This window comes from Campylobacter devanensis, assembly GCF_002139915.1.
Classification (GTDB): domain Bacteria; phylum Campylobacterota; class Campylobacteria; order Campylobacterales; family Campylobacteraceae; genus Campylobacter; species Campylobacter devanensis.
Genome location: NZ_CP018788.1, coordinates 1,386,431 through 1,410,704 on the forward strand (window position 1 = coordinate 1,386,431; position 24,274 = coordinate 1,410,704).

A 24,274-nucleotide genomic window follows, 5' to 3' on the forward strand; every position below is an offset into this window, starting at 1 on the left:
ATTTATCCTTTTAACATTATAAAACCAGCAAACCTACCAGTTAAACCGCTCTTGCGATATGAGTAAAATCTATCATCGCAGTGGCTGCAAATATCGCTAAATTCATAATCTTTGACACCGATACCATCAATCTCAAATCGCAAAGCATCATCTAAATCAAATTTAAAACCATCTTTAAATTTATTAAATTCCCCCAAATTCAAATCCCCAATTTCGTAGCAATTTTTTTTGATATTTGGGCCTATTATTGCTTTGATATTTTCAGGATTTGAACCCATTTTATCTATTGTTTTGGTTATGATTTTTGAGATCGCTCCAGCTCTTCCAGCATGGATAGCTGAGATTAAATTTAGCTTTTTATCATATAAAAGCACAGGCGAACAATCAGCTACCATAACACATAGCCCAACTTGGGTTAAATTAGTAAAAATCGCATCGCAAGGCTCTAAAATTTGGTTAATATCGCTTAAATTTTGGACTATATCAGAGTGAATTTGTTCCATGAAAATTAATTTTTTGGCTTTGATTTTGTGAGCTAAAATCTCTCTATTTTGCTCTACTTTTAGCCTATCATCGCCCACATGATGGGCTAAGTTTAAGCTCTCATAAACACCTTTGCTCACACCGCCAAATTTGGTTGTAAAACCAGCAATAATCTTATCATTATCAATAGATACTAGCATAAAAATCAGCCTGTTGCCAAGTGAGAGTTTGGTTTTTTGAGTTTAGAATTCTATCAATATAACGAGCCAAAATATCACTTTCTATATGGACTCTTCTACCTATTTGAAACTCACCAAATAGCGTATCTTTCATGCTTATAGGTATTAGGGTTAGACGCATTAAATTTGAGTTAATATCATTGATTGTTAGGCTCACGCCCTCAACTGCGATGGCGCCTTTTTTGGCTATTAGATGTAAAATTTCATTTGGTAATTCTATGATAAAATCCACCCCACTTGATAGTCTCTTAATATCTCTAATAACCCCAATAGCATCTATATGCCCTTGAATCAAATGCCCATCTATCCTATCGCCAATTTTCATAGCTGGTTCTATATGGACTCTGTTTTTGTAATTTTCCAAAGCCAATATATTAGCGCTTTCGCTGCTTAATTCTACTACAAATCCATCTTTATCAATCTTTGTTACGCTCAAACAAGCCCCATTTACCGCTATGCTATCACCTAAATTTGGTTTATGAGTAGCCTTGATACTTAGATTTTTACCATCAAAACTACGCACAACACCAATCTCACGAATCAGTCCATTAAACATAATCACCTCAAATTCGAATTGAGAAATTATAATCTAAATTTATAAATCTTTTACTATAAATTAGATAAAATCGCCCCTAAAAATCACAAGGCAAATTATGGAATATGATGTTATCGTAGTTGGTGGTGGGCATGCCGGGATCGAGGCCTCACTCGCAGCAGCTAAAATGGGAGCCAAAACTCTATTAATCACAATTTTAGCTGAGCAAATCGGCGCAGCTAGCTGTAATCCTGCAATTGGTGGATTAGCTAAAGGGCATTTAGTAAAAGAAATTGACGCTCTTGGCGGTCAAATGGGGCTTACAACTGATGAGTGCGGGATACAATTTCGCCTCTTAAATGAGAGTAAAGGCCCAGCCGTGCGTGGTAGTAGGGCTCAAATAGATATGGATAGATATCGAATTTATATGCGAAATTTGCTTTTAAACACGCCAAATTTACAGATCACTCAAGAGATCGCTACCGAAATTTTAACGCAAAATAACAAAATAATAGGGGTAAAAACCCATTTAGACAACACTTATCACACGCAAAAACTCATCATAACAACAGGTACATTTCTCAATGGCTTAATCCATGTTGGCACAAATAAACTCCAAGCCGGCCGTGTCGGTGAGCTAAGCTCAAAAGAGCTATCAAGCTCGCTAAAAAGCCTGAATTTAGAAATGGGTAGATTAAAGACTGGCACCTGCCCTAGAGTACTAGCAAGCTCAATTGATTTTAGTGTTTTAGAAATTCAAAATGGTGACGCAGAGCCAGTGCCATTTAGTTTTAGAACTAAAAACTGGACTCCAAATCAACTTCCTTGCTACATAGCATACACAAATATAGACACACACGATATAATTAGGTCAAATTTTGATCGCGCTCCACTATTTACAGGTCAGATAGAAGGAGTAGGGCCAAGGTATTGTCCAAGTATCGAAGATAAGATAAACCGCTTTGGAGATAGGGAGCGCCATCATCTATTTATAGAGCCTCAAACCTTAGAAGCGACTGAATACTATATAAATGGATTTTCAACTTCACTCCCTTATGATGCGCAAGTAGCAATGCTAAGGTCTATTAAGGGTTTTGAAAATGCGATTATTGTGCGCCATGGATATGCTATAGAGTATGATTATGTCAATCCAACCGAGCTTAAACATACCTTAGAGACTAAAAAGATTAGTGGGCTATATCTAGCAGGGCAGATAAATGGCACCACAGGATATGAAGAGGCCGCCGCTCAAGGGTTGATGGCTGGTATAAATGCTGCGTTGAATTTACAAAATAAAGAGCCTTTGATTTTACGCAGAGATGAGAGCTATATAGGGGTTTTGATCGATGATCTAGTCACAAAAGGGACAAAAGAGCCTTATAGAATGTTTACTAGCAGGGCGGAATTTAGATTACTTTTAAGAGAGGATAATGCGAATTTAAGGCTTAGTAAATATGGATTTGAGATAGGTTTGCTTGAAAAAGAGGCTTATGATGAGGTTGAGGCTTTAAGAGATGAATTACAAAAAGCTATGGAAATTCTGCTTACAAAAGAGATAACGCCAAATAAAGAAACTTTGGAATTTTTAGCCGCCATCGGTGAAGAGCCAATAAGTGAGAAGATAACGCTACAAAAATTGGTCGCTAGAAAGAGCTTTGATGAAAATAAGCTTAGAAAGCTTGATCCATTTTTTGAAAATTTAAACCAAAACTCTATAAATCAAATTTTAACTGAAGCAAAATATTATCACTATATCGCCCAGCAGTATATAGAAGTTGAAAAGATGAAAGGGCTTTTAGATATTAAAATTCCAAATGATTTGGATTTTAAGACAATTAGTGGCTTGAGTAATGAAGTGGTCGAGAAGTTAATTCAATTTGCTCCACCGACTTTAGCGGCTGCATCAAATCTCAGTGGAATCACTCCAGCGGCGATAGATATCCTTCATATCGCTATTAAAAGGCACAAATCTACACTTAGCTAAGCCAATGAGCTTGGCTACTTTTGTTTATAAAAACAATTCTAATTAAATAAAATTTTAACTTTAAAATGGTAGAATTAAAGTTTAGTTTCACTTTTATATTATAAAAGTTAGCTTAATTTCAATGCTAATAATTAAATCAATAGAAAGGAAAGAAATGTCTGTTCAAAAGCAAGAAAGACGAGATTTCATCGGAATGGCATTTGGCGCTGTCGCAGCTGTGGGTGGTGCTTTTGCTTTGGTTGGAATGAAAAAGTCTTGGGATCCACTTCCTAGCGTTAAAGCAGCGGGTTTTACCACAGTAGATCTAAGCCCTATGCAGCCTGGCGAATTCCGCCAAGTAGAGTGGCGTAAAAAGCCTATTTTTATCATTAAAAAAGATGAGAATATGAAGGCTAATCCTTCAAGAGATGTAGTGGTAGGTAATGAGAATTATATAGTTACAATCGGTCTTTGTACGCACCTTGGATGCATACCTAGCTGGAGTGCTAGTGATAAGATGTTTAAGTGTGCCTGTCATGGTGGAGAGTTTAACGCTGATGGTATGAATGTATTTGGTCCGCCACCACGCCCACTAGATATTCCACCATTTAAAATTGATGGGACTAAGCTTGTACTAGGCGAAGAAGGCCCTGAGTACAAAAAATTAGTCGCTACAGCGTAAGGGAGGATCTATGGCACATATTACAAAAGCTACAAGCGTAAGAGATTGGTTCGATCAGCGTATAGCTCTTACAAAATTATGGAATGTCCTAGCAGGGCAATACTGGATACCTAAAAATATCAATTTTCTTTGGGCAATGGGTGTAGTTTTAACTGTACTTTTTACCCTACTTTTTATAAGCGGTTTATTATTGCTAATGTACTATAAACCAGATGCAAATTTAGCCTTTGATAGTGTGAATTACACTATTATGAAAGAAGTTGAATATGGCTGGTTATGGCGTCATATTCACGCAGTTGCAGCCTCTGTTATATTTTTAATCATCTATATTCACGCATTTGTAGGTATTTACTACGGTTCATACAAAAAAGGTCGTGAGATGATTTGGATTAGTGGTATGCTACTTTTCTTAATATTCTCTGCTGAGGCATTTAGTGGATATATGCTACCATGGGGACAGATGAGCTACTGGGCAGCGCAAGTTATCACACAACTATTTGGTGGAATTCCATTTATTGGCGGTGCTCTTGTAGAGTGGATTAGAGGCGATTATGCAGTTAGCGATCCTACACTTACAAGATTCTTTATGCTTCATGTTTGCTTATTACCGATTGTTATCATAATGGTTATAGGTGTTCACTTCTATACTTTACGTATCCCTCATGTTAATAACCTTGAAGGCGAAGAGATTGATTTTGAATTAGAAGCTGAAAAATATCTAAAAGGCGATACTGTAAATTCAAAAGTTATTCCATTTTGGCCAGGATTTTTAAGTAAAGATTTCTTCTATGTATCTTTATTTATGATTTTCTTCTTCTATTTAGTAAGTTTCCATTTCAATTTTGCTATGGATCCAATCAACTTCGATCCTGCAAATGCTGCTAAAACTCCAACTCATATCTATCCTGAGTGGTATTTCTTATGGCAATATGAAATTTTACGCGGTTTCTTCTTTGATATTGGACCTTTAAAAGCAGCTGATATTGGTGCTTTAGCTATGGCGTTTGCTGGTATTTCGCTATTCTTTATGCCTCTATATGATAGAAGCGATGTAGTAGCTCCAGCTCATAAAAGAAAAGGTTTCTTTATATGGTTCTGGTTACTTATTATCGATTTAATTATCCTAACAGTGTATGGCAAACTTCCTCCAACAGGATTTAATGCTTGGATAGGATTTTTCTCTTCAGTTGGCTTCCTTGCGTTGCTACTTGTAGTACTTCCTATCATCACAATCAAGGAAAGAAAGGCAAATAAATGAAAGAATTAAAAGCGTTTTTAATTGTCGTCCTTGTTACAGGCGCTATTTATTGGGGTGTTGAGCCTTACGCACATTCAATTTTACACCCACATGTTGAACCAGCTAATTTTGACTTTGCCAAAGAGGATACAACTCTAGCAAAAACAAATGTAGAAAAAGCAGAAGCTGCTTTAAAAGCCGCTCAAACTAGCGGTGATAAAAGCATTATTGATGGTGCTACAAAAACTCTAGAAAATGCAAAAGCTGAACTAGAAAAATATAGTACATTTTGGGCTGATATCAATAGCATTGACCTTAGCAAAGGCGATGCAGCTTCAGGTGCAAATTTAGTAGCAGCTGCTGGATGTACAGCATGCCACAGCATTAAATCAGCTGGTTTTGAACCGGCAATGGATGATAAAAGTGCTAGCGAGGCTTATGGTGTTGCTCCTCCAGATCTTAGCAATATCGGATATCTTTATGATGGTAAATTCCTAGCCGCTCTTATTAAAGATCCAGCTATGGCGTTAAAAGTTACTCATAAATTTAATGATACAAACCCATTTCCTATGACAGCTTTCTATGGTGCTGGCGGTGATTTAAATCAAGAAATAGCAGACTTAGTAGCATATTTCAAAAGCATAGCACCAAAAGAGATGAGCGATAGAGATGTATTTATAGAGTCTTGTGCTAGATGCCATGATATGAAATATGTAAATGTATTTGCTAATGGCAACAAACAAAGCATAGCAAATTATCTAGGTATGACGCCTCCTGATCTATCTATGTATATTAGATCTAGAAGCGAACTATATCTAAATAATTTCATCAATGATACTCAAAAAATGCTTCCAGGCACATCTATGCCGCGTGTAGGCTTAAATGAAAAAGCTCAAAAGCAAGTTATTGAGTATATGAGAGAAGCCGGTGATAGCAAAAAAGAAGAAAGAGAGACAACAGGTATCTATATCATGATTTATTTTGCTATTCTTAGTGTATTTGCTTGGGCATGGAAACGCAAAATTTGGTCTAAACTACATTAATATACTTAAAAGATTTAGGGTGATTTTCACTCTAAATCTTAGTAAGTCTTACATATTTCTAACTTTTTGTATTGTCTATATTTTTTGAATTTTGTTTTGCCATGTTTAAGGGTGTATATTTTAAATTTCGTAATAAATTTTTATTTCTATTTAGATTGATGTGATATAACTATATTTTAATGCTAAATTTACAAAGGAGATTTAATAAAAAATTTCGCTTTAAAAATATCTCTTGTTGCCTCTATGGTTTATTCGTTTGCACTTGCTGATGGTCTATTTACAGGAATTGAGAGCGACTACTCTTTTCAATGAAATTTAAAAGTAAAATATAATAACGCAGGAGATACTGGAATAATAAAATATAAAAAGGCTCAAGCAGGTATTGGGCTAAAAGCTGGTTACGACTTTGATAGATATAGGGTTTATAGCTCTTACATATATGATTTTCAAGCTAGTAAAGATATGAGTTATGATCCAGATTATACTGTAAAATGGCTAACTCATAAATTCATCCTTGGAGCTGACTATATCCCATCTATAACAGATAATTTCAAATTAGCAGTTGGTCCATATGGTGGATACTCTAGATTAAAAGTAAAAATCAACGATATTACAGGATATAGTGATAAAGATAGCAAAAATGGTTGGCTAATTGGTACAAAAATAGGTGGAATTTATTCATTTGATAAAAATAATGAATTGGAATTTGGCTTTAAAGCTGATAAGACAAATTATGGGAAAATGGAATTTGATTCTGAAGAATTTAACGCTGATAATGTAAAAGAGATAAACTATGGCTTATATTTAGGATATAACTATAAATTCTAAAAAACTTAACAGATCGTATTTTATAGTCTGCTTAAACTAACTTTATAATAAATGAAAACTATATTTATAAAAACTTTTGCGATATTAAGTAAATTTATTTATTATAAATTTGATAATTTTGAGTAATTTTTGCCAAAATGCTTGACAAATATCAAAAAATATTGTATAATTACAACTCATTTTTAGATTGGGGTATCGCCAAGCGGTAAGGCAACAGGTTTTGGTCCTGTCATTCAGAGGTTCGAATCCTCTTACCCCATCCACCCCACATATTATGACGCGAGATGGAGCAGTGGTAGCTCATCGGGCTCATAACCCGAGGGTCGGGGGTTCAAGTCCCTCTCTCGCAACCAATATCCATAAAATCAGATTTTAAAATATATAATTTATTTCTTATAAGATACTTAAATTTTACTTTACTGATTTTAAAATATTTTCAATAACACTTAGCGACATTTTCATATCTTTAGTTATATACCTTTGAGTAGTGGCAATATTAGTATGCCCTAAACAATAACTAACTAATTCAACAGATGTTCCTAAATGATTTATAGAATAAGTTGCTATCAAGTGTCTTATATCGTGTAATCTAAGCTTAGGTAGATTATTGGTTTTTAACAATCTGTGCCAAGATTTACGCAAATCAACTCTTTTTTATTGGCAAAAATTAAATTTACTAGATAGATGAGTATTTTAAATATGCATACTTAAAACTAGTTTTAATGCTAGTGTGCTTTAATTCTGCATTAGCCTATGTGCAAAGAATTTCTTAATACTTGCTGTGCATATGTATTAATATATTGATTATATTCCTTAGCATTATGGCGCAAATTAAACCCTAGTGTTTCATTATCTTTTTAACTATAGTCACTTTGGGATTAGTTTAGATCAGTTATTTTACAATTTAAATAATTATCCTTGTCAAATCCTTAACTTTACCACTAGCTATAATGGATCAAAACTCTCTTTTTAATCATAGTAGAATACGTTTTAACTGCTCTGATAATGGTCTATATACTAAAAGTTGACAAAAAACAATCAAGCATAGTCTTGACTTCACCACTCTTATTATCTACTTTATAAAGTGTGATTTAAATAAAATAATTCCATACTTTTTAGCTAATATTTATTAAATTTGGATAAAATATTGAGCAGATTTTTCAAGGAAAAAGATGGAAGATAATATTTTTAACTCAAATCAAGATGTAACAACCATAGATGTAGAGGACTCGATAAAAGCTAGCTATCTAGACTATTCGATGAGCGTTATCATAGGTAGGGCGTTGCCAGATGCTAGAGATGGGCTAAAGCCAGTGCATAGAAGAATCCTATATGCTATGAATGACTTAGGCGTAGGTAGTCGCAGCCCGTATAAAAAGTCTGCTCGTATCGTAGGTGATGTAATCGGTAAATACCATCCACACGGCGATACAGCTGTATATGATGCGTTAGTTAGAATGGCTCAGAGCTTCTCTATGAGAATTCCAGCCGTAGATGGCCAAGGAAACTTCGGCTCAGTAGATGGTGATAACGCAGCTGCGATGCGTTATACCGAGGCTAGAATGACGGTTTTAGCTGAAGAGTTATTAAAAGATTTAGATAGAGATACGGTTGATTTTATCCCTAATTATGATGATAGTTTGAGCGAGCCAGATGTTTTGCCCGCACGAGTCCCAAATTTATTACTAAATGGTAGTAGCGGTATCGCCGTTGGTATGGCTACAAATATCCCACCACATAGTCTAGATGAACTAGTAGATGGTCTTTTGGTTTTGCTAGAAAACAAAAGTGCCACACTAGAAGATATAATGACACATATCAAAGGCCCAGACTTTCCAACCGGTGGTATAATCTTTGGTAAAAAGGGGATAATGGAGGCTTACCGCACCGGTAGAGGTAGGATAAAATTAAGAGCCAAAACCCATATAGAAAAAAAGCCAAACAAAGATGTAATAGTTGTAGATGAACTTCCATATCAAGTAAATAAAGCCAAACTTCACTCAGATATAGCAGAATTAGTCAAAGAAAAGCAGATAGAAGGCATTAGCGAAGTTCGTGATGAGAGCGATAGAGATGGAATTCGCCTTGTTATAGAGCTTAAGCGTGATGCTATGAGCGATATTGTCTTAAATAATCTATTTAAATCAACTCAAATGGAAGTAACATTTGGGGTGATTATGCTAGCTATAAATAATAAAGAACCAAAGATATTTTCACTAATTGAGCTTTTAAGACTATTCTTAAACCATAGAAAAACAGTAATTATTAGAAGAACTATCTTTGATTTACAAAAAGCTAGAGCTAGAGCGCACATTTTAGAAGGGCTAAAAATCGCTTTAGATAATATAGATGATGTAATAGCTTTGATTAAGACCAGTGCTGATACAAATATCGCTAGAGATGGATTGATGGCTAAATTCGGTCTAAGTGAGCTACAAAGTAACGCAATTTTGGATATGAGATTAAGCAAACTCACTGGATTAGAGCGTGAAAAACTAGAGGCTGAGCTAAAAGAGATCTTAGAATTAATTAATAAGCTTGATGCAATCTTAAAAAGCGAGGAGCTAATTGAAGCCATTATAAAAGATGAGCTTTTAGAGATCAAATCTAAATTTAAATGTCCAAGAATTACTGAAATTATCGATGATTATGACGATATTGACGTAGAAGACCTAATCCCTAATGAAAATATGGTAGTAACCATCACTCATAGGGGCTATATCAAGCGTGTACCAAGTAAAAGTTATGAAAAACAAAAACGTGGCGGTAAAGGCAAAGTCGCAGTAACTACATATGATGATGATTTTATAGAGAGTTTCTTTACTTGTATGAGTCATGATACGCTGATGTTTGTAACTGATCGTGGGCAACTATATTGGCTAAAAGTATATAAAATCCCAGAAGGCAGCCGCACCGCTAAAGGAAAAGCTGTAGTAAATTTAATCAATCTTCAACCAGATGAAAAGATTAAAGCAATTATTCCGACTACTGATTTTTCTAAAAATAAATCTTTAGCATTCTTTACTAAAAATGGTCTTGTAAAAAGAACAAATTTAAGCGAATATCAAAACATCAGAAGCATCGGTGTTAAAGCTATAAATTTAGATGAAAACGATGAATTAGTAACAGTAGTTATAGCCACAAGTGACTATGATGAAAAAGTATTAGATGACCCAGATATAATAGTAGAAAATGAGCTTGAAGAGAGTGGATTTGATGCTCTTGAAGAGGTTATTGATAGCGAAATAGAAGCAATATCCGAACTTGAAGAGAGCGAGATAGAACATATTCTTGAAAGTATTGATGAGCTTCCAGAATCTAGTGATGAAAAGATGTTATTTGTCGTAACTAAAAAAGGTATGTGTATTAAATTTCCACTAAGCAAAGTTAGACAAATTGGCCGTGTATCCCGCGGAGTAACTGCTATCAGATTTAAAGAAGAAGGCGATGAAGTAGTAGGTGCTGTCGTTATAGAGAACGATACACAAGAAATTCTAAGCGTTAGTCAAAAAGGTATAGGCAAACGTACAACTGCTGATGAGTATAGACTTCAAAGTCGTGGCGGTAAAGGTGTTATTTGTATGAAACTAACATCAAAAACCAAAGACCTAGTCGGTGTAGTTATGGTGGATGAAAGCATGGATTTAATGGCTCTTACAAGCAGCGGTAAGATGATTAGAGTAGATATGCAAACAATCAGAAAAGCTGGTCGCAACACAAGCGGCGTAATCGTTGTAAATGTCGGTAGCGATGAAGTTGTCAGCATTGCAAGATGCCCTAAAGAAGAGAGCGATGATCAAGATATGGATATCATCGATGATGATTTTATAGCTGAACAAATGGCTAAAATTGAAGAAGCGGAATAATATTTGCTTTATAAAATTTAAATTCAAATTTAAAAGGTTGTAAGGTATGAAAAGAGTTTTATACACACTGGTTGCAGGTTTAGCATTAGCAGGTTGTGCAAATGCATCTGGTTCTAATCAACAACCAGCTGAAGTAATTGTCCAAAAAGTCGATAAAGAGGATATTAGAGAGATCATTCAAAATGAAAAAATGATCCCAGCTATGAATGCTGATAATGAGGTAGCATTTAGTGCTATTGGCGAGGGAATTCCGCCGCTTGATACTGTGAGTCCGGCTCAGGCTCGTGCATTAGCTAAACGTTCAGCAATTACAGATGGTCATAGACAGCTAGCAGCTAAACTTTATGGTGTTAAAATTAATGCTAAAGATACAGTAAAAGATGCAATGTTGCAAAGTTCAGTTATTGAAGGCAGAGTTTTAGGCCTTATCAAAAATGCTTCAGTAATCAACCAAGACTTTAAAGATGGTCTATATAGAGTTGAAATGGAGCTAAAAATAGATAGAGAAAAGTGGCTAGAACTTTTTGCTTATTAATATTTGTGCTAAATAACCTATTTGGCGGTGATGAGTTTATCTTTTGGGCTAGATTAATTACCGTCAATGGGATACTTAGTAGCGATGAGATCACTATATCTAGATCGATGGTTAAAGGATATAAAAGTAGTCAAATTATATGCTCTATTCCAATCTCAAAACCGACAAATTTAACTGCTTATGAGTATTTAAATTTACACAAAAATGAACTATTTGACTGCTTTGTTTCAGAAGAAGTAAGAATTCTAGATAACTCAACTACATATCCAAACTCAGCTCTTTTTACCACAGAATTAACTATCACCCCTATCCGCTTTATAGTGGAATTTAAGCCCCAAGGTGCTACAATAAGCAAAATTATAAGGTAAATCATGAATGTTGTAATTGTAGAAGATGATATAAATATGCGTAAATCCCTTGAGATCGCTTTAGGTGATTATAATGAGTTTAGTGTAAAATCTTATAAAAGTGCTACTGAAGCACTTAAAAAATTAAGTAACGATACTGATGTCATAGTAACTGATATAAACATGCCTGGAATGGATGGACTAGAGTTTATAAAAGAACTTGGTGGCAAATACGATGTAATTATTATGACAGGAAATGCCACACTAAATAGGGCTATTGAGAGTGTTCGCCTTGGGGTGAAGGATTTTTTGACCAAGCCATTTGATATTGATACTTTAGCTACAGCAATTAAACGAACTAGCGTAATAACTCAAAAAACTAAAACTAAAACACCAGATACCACCACAGGGATAAAAAGTAGTAATTTTTTAGCCGCTTCTGCAAATTTAGACAAAACTCTAAATATTGCCAAAAAGGCAGCCCAAACCGATGTAAGCGTGATGATAATGGGAGAAAGTGGCGTAGGTAAAGAGCTTTTTAGCAGATATATCCATGAAAATTCAAAGCGAAAAGATTCAGCATTAATGGCTATTAATATGGCTGCAATACCTGAAAATTTACTTGAAAGTGAACTATATGGATATGAAAAGGGTGCTTTTACCGATGCTACAGCAACTAAAAAAGGGCTTTTTGAACTAGCAAATGGTGGAACTCTATTTTTAGATGAGATTGGAGAGATGCCACTAAATTTACAACCTAAGCTTTTGCGTGCGATTCAAGAGCGTGAGATCGTTCGTGTAGGAGCTAGCAAACCAATTAAAATAGATGTAAGAATCGTAAGCGCAACCAATGCGAATTTAGAACAAAAAGTTGCAAATGGTGAGTTTAGAGAGGATCTATTTTATCGTTTAAATACTGTTCCGCTTAAAATTCCACCACTTAGAGAACGCAAAGATGAGATTGTAGATATCGCAAATGCTACACTTAAGCGAGTTTGTGTTGAGTATGAATTAGGTAAAAAAGAGTTTAGTCAAGAGGCTATTGATGAGCTTTTAAATTATGATTATCCAGGTAATATTAGGGAGCTTATTAGTATTGTTGAGCGTGCCGCTATACTAAGTGAAGGTAGTAGTATTAGTAAAGAGGATCTGTTTATTTACGCTAAAAAGTAATTTAAATTCGAATTTGACTTATATTAAGCTAAATTTAGATAAAATAGCGACCTAAATTTAAATCTAAGGCGTAGTATGAGAAAGTATAGTATAGCAGTAGTTGGAGCTACTGGAGCTGTAGGCGAAGAGATTTTTCGTGTTTTAGAAGAGATGGATTTTCCAGTTGGTGATGTGTTGCCACTTGCAAGTGCAAAGAGTGTTGGGAAAGAGATTGAATTTAAAGGCAAAAATTATCCAATTGTAGAGCTTACTGATACTGTATTTGACGAGCATGAAGTAGATATTGCATTTTTTAGTGCTGGCGGTAGCATATCGGCTCATTTTGTACCATTTGCAGCAGCAAGCGGAGCAATAGTTATAGATAATACTAGCCATTTTAGAATGGATCCAGAAGTGCCATTAGTAGTGCCTGAGTGCAATCCAGGAGACATTGCTCAATGGCAAAATAAAGGCATAATAGCAAATCCAAACTGCTCTACAATCCAAATGGTGCAAGTGTTAAAACCTCTTGATGATGCTTTTGGTATCCAAAGAGTAGATGTAAGCACATATCAAGCTACAAGTGGTGCGGGTAAAAAAGGAATGGAAGAGTTGGTTATGCAGATGCAAAAATTCTTTGAATTTAAGCTTGATGAGTGTGAGCCAAGTGCATTTAAACACCAAATAGCACTAAATGTAATTCCACATATTGATGTGTTCTTAGATAATGATTACACAAAAGAAGAGATGAAAATGGTTAAAGAGACCCAAAAAATCCTTCACAAAGATATACAAGTGAGTGCAACTTGTGTGCGTGTGCCAGTTCTTAGAAGTCATAGCGAGAGCATAACTATTAAATTTAAAACTCCAATTGATGCACAAAAAGCAACTCAAATTCTAAAAAATGCTCCAAGCGTTGTAGTTCAAGATAGTCCAAAAGATAATCTTTATCCAATGCCAATTCACGCAAGTGATACAAATGAGACATATGTAGGCAGAATCAGAAAAGATAATTATGATGATAGCATACTACATTTATGGTGTGTGGCTGATCAGATTAGAGTTGGTGCAGCGACAAACGCGGTTAGAATCGCACAAAAATGGATAGAGATGCAAGAGCAGAATGGATAATATTAAAAACAAGATAGAAAAGCTATTTGAAGGGCTTTTGTGGAAGTCTAGAATGGTAACCTTGCTTCCAGTGATCTTTGGATTGCTAGGAGCTTTTGTGATGTTTATTGTTGCTAGTTATGATATTGTTAAGGTAATAGTTTATGCATGGCATTACCTAATTCTAGGCGACCATAGTGTAGATCTGCATAGCGATGGCGTAGCTCTTATTATTGGGGCTATAGATCTGTATTTGATGGCATTGGTCTTTTTTATCTTTAGTTTTGGGATTTATGAGCTTTTTATTAGTGAGATTGATACAATTAAGAGTTCTAGACAGGCTAGAGTGCTTGAAGTGCATAGTTTAGACCAGCTAAAAGATAAGATAGGTAAAGTCATTGTGATGGTTTTAGTGGTTAATTTCTTTCAGCGTGTTTTGCATGCTAAATTTACTACACCTCTTGAGATGGTCTATCTAGCGTTATCTATTTTAGCTCTTTGTTTAGGCTTATATTTCTTGCATAAGAGCTCACATCATTAGGATTAAAGGATATTTATGATTTTTATAGATGCATGTTTAGGCAAAAAAACTCCTTATACTCCAGTTTGGATGATGCGTCAAGCTGGTAGATATCTGCCTGAGTATATGAGAGTTAGAGCTGAGGCTGGGGATTTTTTATCACTTTGTAAGGATTATGAAAAAGCTAGTGAGGTTACACTTCAACCAGTTGATATTTTAGGCGTAGATGCAGCAATTTTATTTAGCGATATATTAGTAGTACCTATGGAGATGGGTATGGAGCTTAAATTTGTAAAAGGTGAAGGGCCGGTATTTCCTAAGCCAATTGCTACAATGGAGGACTTAGATAGACTAAGTAGCGATAAAGCAGTTAAAAATCTAAGCTATGTCTATGATACAATTAAATTAACTAGAGATAAGCTAGCTAAAGATAAAGCCTTAATAGGATTTTGTGGTGCTCCATGGACGATTGCTACATATATGATAGAAGGAGGCAGCACAAAAACATATAATATCTGTAAAAAGATGGTATATGATAATCCTCAATTCCTTCATGCTATTCTTCGCAAGGTAACAAATGCTCTTAAATTATATCTAGCTGAGCAGATAAAATCTGGAGTAAATGCTGTTCAGATTTTTGATAGTTGGGCTGGAGCATTAGAAAAAAGTGCTTATATGGAATTTGGATTTAGCTATATTAATGAGATTGTTGATTATCTAAAAGCAAACTTCCCAGATACTCCTATAATAGTATTTCCTAAAGGAATTAGCGGATTTTTAGATGATATTAGTGGTAATTTTGATGTATTTGGTGTGGATTGGAGCACCCCGCTTGCTAATGCTAAAAAATCTTTAGGCGCTAAATATATTTTACAAGGCAATATGGAGCCTACAAGATTGTATAACAAAGATGCGATTGATGAAGGTGTGGATGAAATTCTATCTATAATGGGCGGCAAAAGGCATATATTTAATCTTGGTCATGGTATTTTACCAGATATTCCAGTTGAACACGCTAAATATTTTATCAAATCTGTCCAAGAAAAATCTGCAAAATATGCAAAATAATGGGATATAAATTTATATTTGGTCCAGTGAGTAGCCGCCGCTTTGGCAGCTCTCTTGGAATAGATTTAAGCCCAGATCAAAAAAGCTGTAATTTTGATTGCTTATATTGTGAGTTAAAAAAAGCCAAAACCATCAGAGTTATAAAAAATGGGCCAAATTCCAAAGTTATAATAAATGAGCTTAAAAATGCTCTTAATGAGTTTAAAGATATCGATGTTATCACGCTTACAGCTAATGGCGAGCCGAGCTTATATAGCGATTTATCAAATTTAATTACTCAGATAAATACTCTTAAAACAACGCAAAAATCACTAATTCTTAGCAATGGTAGTGCTGTTTTAAATCCTAATGCTATTGAAGCTCTTTTAAACCTTGATATTGTGAAGTTTAGTCTTGATAGTGCAAATCAAAAGACATTTCGTAAAATTGATAGAAGTATTGATAATATAGATATAAATAAGTTAGTAGAGCTTATGTCACAATTTAGATCTAAATTTAAAGGCGAGCTTATTATGGAGGTTTTGGTTGTAGCTGGATATAATGATAGCGATGATGAGTTTATGGCTTTAAATAGAGCTTTTAAAAAGATTTTACCTAATAGAATAGATATCAGCACTATAGATCGCCCACCAGCTCATAATGTTAGAGGTGTTAGTAGTGAAACATTGCACTATTTAGCAACTTTTATAGATGCTGCACCAGTTAGTATAGCCTCTAGAACCCCTTTAAAATCTAAATTTGATTATAGTAAAGATGATCTTGAAAAGCTTTTAAAACTTCGCCCTCAAAGTTTATATGATATAGAAAACAACTTTACTACAAATGCAAAGATAAATTTAGAAACGCTGATAAATGAAGGCAAGGTTATAGAATGCGATTTAGCTGGGATGAAATTTTATAGAATTTGAAAAAAATTTCTAATTTAAGCTAAATTTAATTGACAAATAGCTAATTATTAGCTATAATTCCAACTCATTTATACGATATTCCGGATTAGCTCAGCGGTAGAGTAGTCGGCTGTTAACCGATTGGTCGCTGGTTCGAATCCAGCATCCGGAGCCAAGACCCTTTTTTACCACTTTTCTTAAACTCTTAAAAATCCTAAAAAACCCCAAAAATACGGGCTCTCAAGTAATTTAAGCTTTATTTTGTTATTATTCTTTTTCAATTGTTTTCAATCTAAAGTATATACAAAAGTATACACACGCAAAAACGAGCTTTAAGCAAGGAATATAAATGAGTTTTACAACTGATAGCCAATTAAAATCTTTAACTCTTACAGATGATAAAAAAGAACAATATGTAAAAGATGGAAGTACCAAAAATCTTTTTATATTATTGCGAGAAACTAGCAAAACTTTTATATTTAGGTATAAAATAGATGGAAGCAAGATTAAAAGCATCACTATAGGGCAATACCCATCTATATCACTAGCAGAAGCAAGACAAAAGGCTAACGAGTTTAAAGCCCTACTAGCTAAAGGGATAGACCCAAGGGACTACACAAACGAACACGAGCTAACCTTTCAAGATATAGCGGATAAATGGCTACAAGATAGAGCCAAACAAAAGCTAACCAATTATAAAGATATACAAGGGCGGTTAAATAATCATATATTACCAAAGATAGGCAATATCAAAATAAAAGATTTAAAGCGAGATAAGCTAAATAAGTGCATTTTAGAAGTAAAGCTAAAAGGAGCTGGGAAAGATGGATACGAGACTAAACAAAGAATATTTATAATTTTAAGAGATATTTTAAAATATATCACTATCCAAGGAATTATCCAAGATTATACCAGCCCACTAGCTGGGCTAAATTTTAGCGATATTTGCAAAGATAAACACGAAGTAAGCAACCATAGATTTATAAAAGACCCTACAAAGCTAAGAGAGTTTTTAACCGCTATTGATAGCTATAAAGGCAATAAATACAGCTAGGAGCCTACACAGCTTTAAGAAGCGGAACTATAAGAGCACTCAAGTGGGATTATATAGATTTTAAGCAAAATATTATCAATATCCCAGCCGAGTTAATGAAAATGAAAAAGCCCTTTATACTGCCTATCAGCTCACAAGCAAAGGCAATTTTAAAAGAGCTAGAGACCTACCGGCTAGGCCAATATCTATTTAGCATAAATTCAAAAATAATGAGCGAAAACACGCTAAACAAAGCTATAAAAATCCTAGGATTTGGAGATGAAGCCACTTTTCACGGATTTAGGGGGCTATTCTCCACCATTTGCCACGAAAACACGCAAGAACACGGGCTAACAAGTGAAGTAATAGAGCTATGCTTAGCCCATACGGATAATAACAAGGTTAGAAGCACTTACAATAAATCCGAAAGACTACAAGAGAAAGCCCAGCTAATGGAGTGGTATGGATATTATCTTAATAATTTAAAAAAAGAGCAACTATTGACAAGCTAAAAAAAATATTATAGAATTAGAATTGTAATTAAAGAGTTATAGCCAAGAGATAGGAATAAATCTAGGTTTAAGGTTTGTAATCTTATAATTACATTATAATTAAAGGGAAATATCCCACGATAATTAAATTTTTTAATGTTATGTTAAGATTTGGTTATAATTCCAATCAATACCTTAAACCGAACTTCTCCAAAAGTTTTTTTAATTGGTGGAATTATAACCTAATGGAGCTTAAACCCTGCTTAGACAATTGTTAAGTTGATTAAGCCCTTATTCTCTTATACTAACACATTAAAATCATTAATTACGGCCGGATATTCTCCTTTAAAAATCATATCTTAGGAGAACTAAATGAGTAATTTGGATAAATTCCAAAATAATGGCGGTATCGTTTTATTAGATACTAAGCAATTAAAAACCCTACTACATATCAAAGGGGACGCTACATTATGGCGTTATTTAAAAGATGGGATAATACCTCAACCAAGATTAATAGTAAGCAGGAGCAAACGCTTATGGGCTTTGGATGAGGTTTTATCTTATCTAAGCAAAAATAAAGGGGGTGAGATATGAACCCCGCTAAAAAATTAATAGCTCCCAAATTAAGGGGAAGTGATAAAAGCGCTCAAATGCTTTTAAAAGCCTTAATTGATGGCAAAAAAATCACTAATCACGAGATTAGTAAATACGCTACCAATAGCGTTAAAGATATTTTGGGCGATTTAAAGCGAGATTATGGCTTAAATTTACTTGATGAGTGGGTAAGAGACCCTAAAACGGATATCAGATATAAGAAATATTATATCAATAAATCCGGTATAGCATACGCTAGATTATTGCTTAGCTATTTTACTACAAAGAATAGAGCAATCCTTGCTAAACTCAAGATAAGAGTAAAAGCAAAGGAGCCTAAAAATGTATGAAAGAATGGGGGAAATCATCATTTACTCCCTAATATCCTTTTTATGCTCTATTTGTGCCGGATGCTGGTATTTAATCCGCCATTTATAAACTAATATAGCCCGATTTAAAGCAATATCCCAGCCCGATTTTAGACCTAAGGAGATATCCTAATATCTCTTTAGGTGTGAAATCCTTTTGTAAATCACATATAAAAGGATTTAAATGGCGTTTAGCCTTATAGAAGCGATTTATCAAAGCATAGGCGAGACAGAAGCACAAAAAGCCCTAAGCAATATAAACGCATTTAACCAGCCTAGCTCTCTTAATTGTGATAGCTTAAGATTTATAGCTACCAAAAGTTTTTATAGCAAATTTACCAAATGGTTAGCAAAATTAAATATACAAATGCACGAAACGCAAATTAACGATAAAAAGTTTAATCTATTTGACCTTTTGACTCCACAAGCTCCAAAAATAGCTTTTGAAAGCAAAATAACCAACAAGATAACACTAACCACCTATTACTCTAGCATTAGCTTTAAAAAGGCAAGACAAGCCAAAAGAACATTAAATAATTTTATTATTATAGAGCTCCACGGATTAGCACAATACAACCCACAATCAAAAATCCCAATAAAGCTAACCAACCCCATCATAAGAATTTTAAAATATATATTCAAATATTGCGATAATCTAAAGGAGCGTAAAACGCTAAATTTAGTTAGCTTTGATATAGCATTAGATTATCACGATAACGAGCCAATAACAAAAGAATACGCTATCAATAAAGCCACATATTTAGACCAAATCCACGCCAAATTCTTTAATTACCAAGGCACACTATATATACAAGAGAGCAAAGCCCCAACCGCTAAAAATATCAATAGCAACTTACAAAAAATTATAATTTATAGCAAAACAACAAAAAACGCCCTACCCTATCCGCTCAACCGCTTTGAACTAAGATTTTTAATAAATGACTAAAGATAAGTGACTAAAACCAATAGTAGCCAGTAAAGCTATAGAACCTAATTCACCCAGCTTTAAAGGGTTTAGCAAAATACCACGCCCTTTAAACTCCAAACCCTAAACGCCAATTTAAGTGATAATTGTTACCAAAATCCCACCTATGCCAATCATTAATTATTCTTAAATAAAAAATTAATTAATCATCAATATTTTTTTAATAGTGTGAAAGGAATTGAAATGAGTGTCCGCACCATTTCGGGGTTTTTGTAACTTTACAAAATGGGCTTAAAGCACTATACGCACGAGCGGGGGCGGTATTTGGCTTTTTAGCTCTCTAATGGAGATAAGAATAAATTATAAATTCTCTACCAATTTTATTTACTTTTCTATCCCCATAAATAGAGAGTTTAGAGAATATAGGCTATATAATCGGGGCTTTTTTGTTGCCTAAACAACATTACAAACCACACTACAACCCACCTTAATATCTATAAAATCTTATAATTATTTAGCTTATACTTATATTAAAGCAACACTATACTAAATTAGCAATCATATCTAAATCCTATATGGGCTAAGTCAGAATTACCCCATAGTCTAACCAGCTAATTTACTATTTAAGCATTTTTAGATATAATATCGCTATTCAAATTAGCTTTTAATATCAAAGCTATTTTTAACCATAGGGATAAAGCTACCTAGACAAAGCCTAGAGAGCTTATTAAAGCGTGTAAATCAGATTTACACCCTTTACAAAGTCAAAGCTCCCTAATTTTAACTTAGATAGCTTATTTAATGGGTATGAGTTCAATTCACACCCTTTACAAAGTCAAAGCTCTCCACGCATAAAGTGGATAGCCAAAATACAAGCTAATACAATCTAATCTAATCAGCCAAAAAAGATAAAATCTAAAGCAAAATAAAAGGGGTGATTTTATCAAAGTATATACAAAAGTATACACACGCAAACCTTAAGACCTTTAGCAAATAGCGGTATAATAGATATTAGAGCCCTTTTCTAATTGCTCCAGCATCCGGAGCCACTTATCTCTTGAATATCCATATATTAATCAATTATCAGTTTTAATAAATATCAATTAACTAATATATAGCTTTAATTAATTCTATACAATGACTAAACAAGATACACTTTGCTATTTGATAATATTAATTTTTTAGAGTTTATAAATTTTATCTAGATAGGATTTATAAACTCCTTTTAGCAATAAGCTATGCTTCATTTGGCTAAAGTATTTAATTTAGATTTTGTATGCAATATTTTCTTTAGCTTTTCGTTCAATACAAAACACTATTCTTCTGTTGTACTCATATTCTTGGAATTTATCATATCTATAGTTTTAATATTTTATGCTCTTTAATTATTAATTGGCTCACTATTTTAATTAAGCTAATATACTAATGATTTATAAATCTAAAAATCAAAGTATATATCAATAACAAAAATTCTCACCAGATGAATAACATTCATAGCTATCTATTGCCTCTTGAATCTTATTACGAGATTCACTTACTACACACTTTGTATATCTCTCTAAATCTTTAATATAATCTTCTACATCATCTCTACAGGAATTTTTAAATGTTTTAAAAGATGTCGATGAACCAATACATATAGGTTTCATTGGCTCTCTACAATAACTATATAAAGTAGATACTAAAACTAAAGAAACAAAAATATATCTAAACATATTACGCTCCAAAATAAACATATAATAAAATAAAAAATAGATTCTACAATAAAAGAACTTATATAGAAATTACCTCTTAGGCTAAATCAAAAGTTAAAGAATAAGCTAAACATAAGAGTTCTTAATATTTTACATAGTTATAAACTATGTAATAATCTTTTGCATTGTTTTAATTAGCACAGTTTACTTTATTAATATTATTTTTTTTAACTAATCTAATCGTTTTATTGCTTATATTTACTTAATTTTTATCTATTTTATATCCTTAGCAAATGTGATAATAAACTCACTTCCTATATCTTTTTGGCTTTTTAGCTTTACTTTGGCGTGGTGCATATTTAAAACTGATTTAACTATTGATAGTCCTAATCCTGTGCCACCTACTTTTTTGCTATAACTTTTATCCACGAAATAAAATCTCTCAAATATCCGCTCTTGTGAGCTTGGCTCAATTCCTATGCCACTATCTTTGATACTAAGTTCTACACAATCTTTTAAATTTTTTATCTTGATTTTGACATATCCGCCTGGGTGATTGTATTTAATAGCGTTATCGCATAGATTGAAAATAGCGTGTTCTAATAGCTCCTTTGAGCCGTGTATATAGGCCTCTTCAAGCTCAAATTTAAACTCAATATCATATTTTTTAGCTACGCTTTTTAAGTTAGAATAGACTTTTAAGAGTAGATTTTTAAGCTCTACTTTGGCAAATGGGATATTCTTAGTGCTAGATTCATCTAAAAATGATAATTTCAAAATATCTTCTATTAGGTGTAATAATCTTTTAGATTCATTATAAATTGTATCTATAAAATGCGGGATATCATCACTTTTTACAAGATTATTTCTAATCATCTCGGCATTTCCCATTATAGAAGTTAGCGGAGTTTTAAGCTCGTGAGTTACATTAGCGCTAAATTCTTTGCTTAAATTTTGGTTTCGCTTAAACTCTGTGATATCGCAAATAACGATAATTAGCCCTTTAAATTTGCCTTTTTGCGAAAAAATCGGCGAAAAGACAATCTCACACTCCACCAAAGTCTCTTGCATAAACACTATCTGCTCTCTTATCTCGCAAGATATCTTGCCATCTTTGAAATCTCTTAAATTTTGTAATAAAAGCTTTAAAAATAAATCATTTTGAATTTGAGATATATTAGTATGTTTGGCTAAATTAGCAAAGTATTTTTGAGCGCTTGGATTGATGCTTAGTATCTCGCCGGAGCGATTGATGATGATAATGCCATCTTTCATACCTTTGGTTAGGGATTGTAGCTCTTGTCTTTTTTGTTTTAGATGCTTAAATTGGCTTTTGATAATTTTGTTTTGTTTTTTGAGAGTTTCTATCAAAACTCTAAGCTCTGGATATGGTAGATTGCTATCTAAATTTTTTAAATCAATGCCTTGAATCGGGCGTAAGATTATATGCGTAAGGTATTTAGCTAATAAAAATGAAAATATCAGCACCGCTATAATCTCAGCAATGATATAAGGGATAAAGCTCATAAATATCGCATATAGATAATCTTGTTCTTTTGAAATTCTTAAAACAAATTCCCCTTTTTCATTAGAGATTTTAAGCCCATAATATAAATTTCGCTTTAAAAGCGTATTAGAATAGCGTATATTTGTGGATTCTCCATCTTCTATCGCATCTTTAAACTCGGCTCTATTGCTGTGATTATCCAAATTTAGATTATTTACTAAATTATCATATATCACAACTCCATTTTGGTCAATTATACTAATTCTATAAGTCTCATCTAGGTCTTTTAAGCTTTGTATAGAGCCATTTTGGATAGATGATAAAACCTCACTTTTAATGCTATAAGCATAATTTTTTAATCTATCAAAAAGCTCATTTTTAAGCACAGATTCTATAGAAAATATCAAAAATATATTGATAAATAAAGCTAGTGCTAATGTAGAAAAAATAATGAAATAAAATACCCTTTTTTGCATTCTACTCTCTTACTAACTTATAGCCAACTCCGTGAATTGTCCTAATCATATCTGACATATTGCCAAGCTTTTTTCTTAGAGTTTTAATATGCATATCTATCGTTCTACTCTCTTTATCATAGCTATAGCCCCATATCATCTCTAAAAGCATATCACGGCTAAAAACTTGATTTGGATTTTGTAATAAAAATCCAAGTAATTCAAATTCTTTTAAGGTTAATTCCAAAGGCTTGCCATTAACTTTAACAATATGATTTTTATATGAAAACTCCAACCCATTAAAGCTTATATCGCTATTTGGCTCTTCTTTGGCTTTGCGTCTAAAAATCACCCTAATACGAGCCAAAAGTTCCATCACTCCAAAAGGTTTTGCGATATAGTCATCAGCACCTAGATCAAGGCCTTTGACCTTATTTATCTCACTATCAAGAGCTGTAAGCATCAAAACGCAAATATCTTTATATTTAGCACTATTTTTAAGATCTTTTAAAATCTCAAATCCATCGCCATCGGGGAGCATAACATCCAAAACCAAAATTTGAGGAATTTCATCTTTTAAGGCTTTATAAAAATCCTTAGCTAGACTAAAGCCTTTTACTGGGATATTTTGGGATTTTAAAGCATAGCAAATAAGATCTAAAATCGCCCCTTCATCTTCTAAGACATAGATCACTTAAATTCCTTTAAATTT

The 24,274-nt window shown here is 33.5% G+C and carries 23 protein-coding genes and 3 tRNA genes; 21 read left to right on the forward strand and 5 right to left on the reverse strand.

Annotated elements, in window-relative coordinates; all coding sequences use genetic code 11:
* Positions 1-2: 2 nt before the first annotated feature.
* Positions 3-683, reverse strand: coding sequence for a peptidoglycan editing factor PgeF (gene pgeF, locus CIGN_RS06980; RefSeq protein ID WP_086302940.1), 681 nt, complete (start codon positions 681-683; stop codon positions 3-5).
* On the reverse strand, positions 667-1,278 hold the full coding sequence (ribE, locus tag CIGN_RS06985) for a riboflavin synthase (RefSeq protein WP_086228724.1): 612 nt from the start codon (positions 1,276-1,278) through the stop codon (positions 667-669). Before ribE ends, pgeF begins: the two co-directional genes overlap by 17 nt.
* 97 nt (positions 1,279-1,375) lie before the next feature.
* Here ribE and mnmG point away from each other — a divergent pair, with 97 nt between their 5' ends.
* The 7 genes from mnmG (at position 1,376) to CIGN_RS07020 (ending at position 7,363) form a co-directional block, all read left to right on the forward strand.
* Complete coding sequence (mnmG, locus tag CIGN_RS06990) at positions 1,376-3,241, forward strand: tRNA uridine-5-carboxymethylaminomethyl(34) synthesis enzyme MnmG (protein ID WP_086302943.1); 1,866 nt, start codon at positions 1,376-1,378, stop codon at positions 3,239-3,241.
* A 154-nt stretch (positions 3,242-3,395) separates the two neighbouring features.
* Positions 3,396-3,902, forward strand: coding sequence for a ubiquinol-cytochrome c reductase iron-sulfur subunit (petA, locus tag CIGN_RS06995; RefSeq protein WP_086302945.1), 507 nt, complete (start codon positions 3,396-3,398; stop codon positions 3,900-3,902).
* 10 nt (positions 3,903-3,912) lie between these two features.
* On the forward strand, positions 3,913-5,160 hold the full coding sequence (locus CIGN_RS07000) for a cytochrome b (protein ID WP_086234996.1): 1,248 nt from the start codon (positions 3,913-3,915) through the stop codon (positions 5,158-5,160).
* Positions 5,157-6,182, forward strand: coding sequence for a c-type cytochrome (locus CIGN_RS07005; RefSeq protein WP_086302947.1), 1,026 nt, complete (start codon positions 5,157-5,159; stop codon positions 6,180-6,182). The genes CIGN_RS07000 and CIGN_RS07005 overlap by 4 nt, the downstream gene beginning before the upstream one ends.
* 462 nt (positions 6,183-6,644) lie before the next feature.
* Complete coding sequence (locus CIGN_RS08370) at positions 6,645-7,010, forward strand: hypothetical protein (RefSeq protein WP_236844752.1); 366 nt, start codon at positions 6,645-6,647, stop codon at positions 7,008-7,010.
* 188 nt (positions 7,011-7,198) lie between these two features.
* Positions 7,199-7,273, forward strand: a tRNA-Gln gene (locus CIGN_RS07015).
* 15 nt (positions 7,274-7,288) lie between these two features.
* A tRNA-Met gene (locus CIGN_RS07020) sits at positions 7,289-7,363 on the forward strand.
* A gap of 58 nt (positions 7,364-7,421) precedes the next feature.
* On the opposite strand, the gene CIGN_RS07025 is transcribed toward CIGN_RS07020, so the two are convergent.
* A complete protein-coding gene (locus CIGN_RS07025) occupies positions 7,422-7,652 on the reverse strand; it encodes a tyrosine-type recombinase/integrase (RefSeq protein ID WP_086302949.1) in 231 nt (76 codons plus the stop codon).
* Between the two features lie 530 nt (positions 7,653-8,182).
* Here CIGN_RS07025 and gyrA point away from each other — a divergent pair.
* The 14 genes from gyrA to CIGN_RS07095 all read left to right on the forward strand — a co-directional run bounded on the left by gyrA (position 8,183) and on the right by CIGN_RS07095 (position 19,927).
* Positions 8,183-10,876 carry a DNA gyrase subunit A gene (gene gyrA, locus CIGN_RS07030; RefSeq protein ID WP_086302952.1) on the forward strand — a complete coding sequence of 898 codons (2,694 nt, stop codon included), beginning with the start codon at positions 8,183-8,185 and terminating at the stop codon, positions 10,874-10,876.
* Between the two features lie 46 nt (positions 10,877-10,922).
* Positions 10,923-11,411, forward strand: coding sequence for an LPP20 family lipoprotein (locus CIGN_RS07035; RefSeq protein ID WP_086225565.1), 489 nt, complete (start codon positions 10,923-10,925; stop codon positions 11,409-11,411).
* 5 nt (positions 11,412-11,416) lie between these two features.
* Positions 11,417-11,779, forward strand: coding sequence for a hypothetical protein (locus CIGN_RS07040; protein ID WP_143297691.1), 363 nt, complete (start codon positions 11,417-11,419; stop codon positions 11,777-11,779).
* A 3-nt stretch (positions 11,780-11,782) separates the two neighbouring features.
* Positions 11,783-12,931, forward strand: a complete 1,149-nt coding sequence (locus CIGN_RS07045) for a sigma-54-dependent transcriptional regulator (protein WP_086302954.1) — start codon at positions 11,783-11,785, stop codon at positions 12,929-12,931.
* 75 nt (positions 12,932-13,006) lie between these two features.
* Positions 13,007-14,041: an aspartate-semialdehyde dehydrogenase gene (locus CIGN_RS07050; protein WP_086225568.1), complete on the forward strand. Its 1,035-nt coding sequence runs from the start codon at positions 13,007-13,009 to the stop codon at positions 14,039-14,041.
* Positions 14,034-14,561: a YqhA family protein gene (locus CIGN_RS07055; RefSeq protein WP_086245210.1), complete on the forward strand. Its 528-nt coding sequence runs from the start codon at positions 14,034-14,036 to the stop codon at positions 14,559-14,561. The genes CIGN_RS07050 and CIGN_RS07055 overlap by 8 nt, the downstream gene beginning before the upstream one ends.
* 15 nt (positions 14,562-14,576) lie before the next feature.
* Entirely contained in the window at positions 14,577-15,608 is a 1,032-nt protein-coding gene (hemE, locus tag CIGN_RS07060) for a uroporphyrinogen decarboxylase (RefSeq protein ID WP_086234988.1), read from the forward strand.
* Positions 15,608-16,516 (forward strand): radical SAM protein, encoded by a 909-nt coding sequence (locus tag CIGN_RS07065; protein WP_086302956.1) that lies wholly within the window; start codon positions 15,608-15,610, stop codon positions 16,514-16,516. The genes hemE and CIGN_RS07065 overlap by 1 nt, the downstream gene beginning before the upstream one ends.
* Before the next feature lie 79 nt (positions 16,517-16,595).
* A tRNA-Asn gene (locus CIGN_RS07070) sits at positions 16,596-16,670 on the forward strand.
* Between the two features lie 174 nt (positions 16,671-16,844).
* A complete protein-coding gene (locus CIGN_RS07075; RefSeq protein WP_086302958.1) occupies positions 16,845-17,549 on the forward strand; it encodes a tyrosine-type recombinase/integrase in 705 nt (234 codons plus the stop codon).
* 53 nt (positions 17,550-17,602) lie between these two features.
* Positions 17,603-18,040, forward strand: coding sequence for a tyrosine-type recombinase/integrase (locus CIGN_RS07080; RefSeq protein ID WP_236844811.1), 438 nt, complete (start codon positions 17,603-17,605; stop codon positions 18,038-18,040).
* A gap of 351 nt (positions 18,041-18,391) precedes the next feature.
* On the forward strand, positions 18,392-18,613 hold the full coding sequence (locus CIGN_RS07085; RefSeq protein ID WP_086302962.1) for a helix-turn-helix transcriptional regulator: 222 nt from the start codon (positions 18,392-18,394) through the stop codon (positions 18,611-18,613).
* Positions 18,610-18,963: a glycoside hydrolase family protein gene (locus CIGN_RS07090; RefSeq protein WP_086302964.1), complete on the forward strand. Its 354-nt coding sequence runs from the start codon at positions 18,610-18,612 to the stop codon at positions 18,961-18,963. The genes CIGN_RS07085 and CIGN_RS07090 overlap by 4 nt, the downstream gene beginning before the upstream one ends.
* A gap of 202 nt (positions 18,964-19,165) precedes the next feature.
* Positions 19,166-19,927 (forward strand): hypothetical protein, encoded by a 762-nt coding sequence (locus tag CIGN_RS07095; protein WP_086302966.1) that lies wholly within the window; start codon positions 19,166-19,168, stop codon positions 19,925-19,927.
* Positions 19,928-21,873: 1,946 nt separating this feature from the next.
* Here CIGN_RS07095 and CIGN_RS07105 read toward each other — a convergent pair.
* Both CIGN_RS07105 and CIGN_RS07110 read right to left on the reverse strand, forming a co-directional pair.
* Entirely contained in the window at positions 21,874-23,583 is a 1,710-nt protein-coding gene (locus CIGN_RS07105) for a sensor histidine kinase (protein ID WP_086302969.1), read from the reverse strand.
* 1 nt (position 23,584) lies between these two features.
* A complete protein-coding gene (locus tag CIGN_RS07110) occupies positions 23,585-24,256 on the reverse strand; it encodes a response regulator transcription factor (protein WP_086302984.1) in 672 nt (223 codons plus the stop codon).
* Positions 24,257-24,274 lie beyond the last annotated feature (18 nt).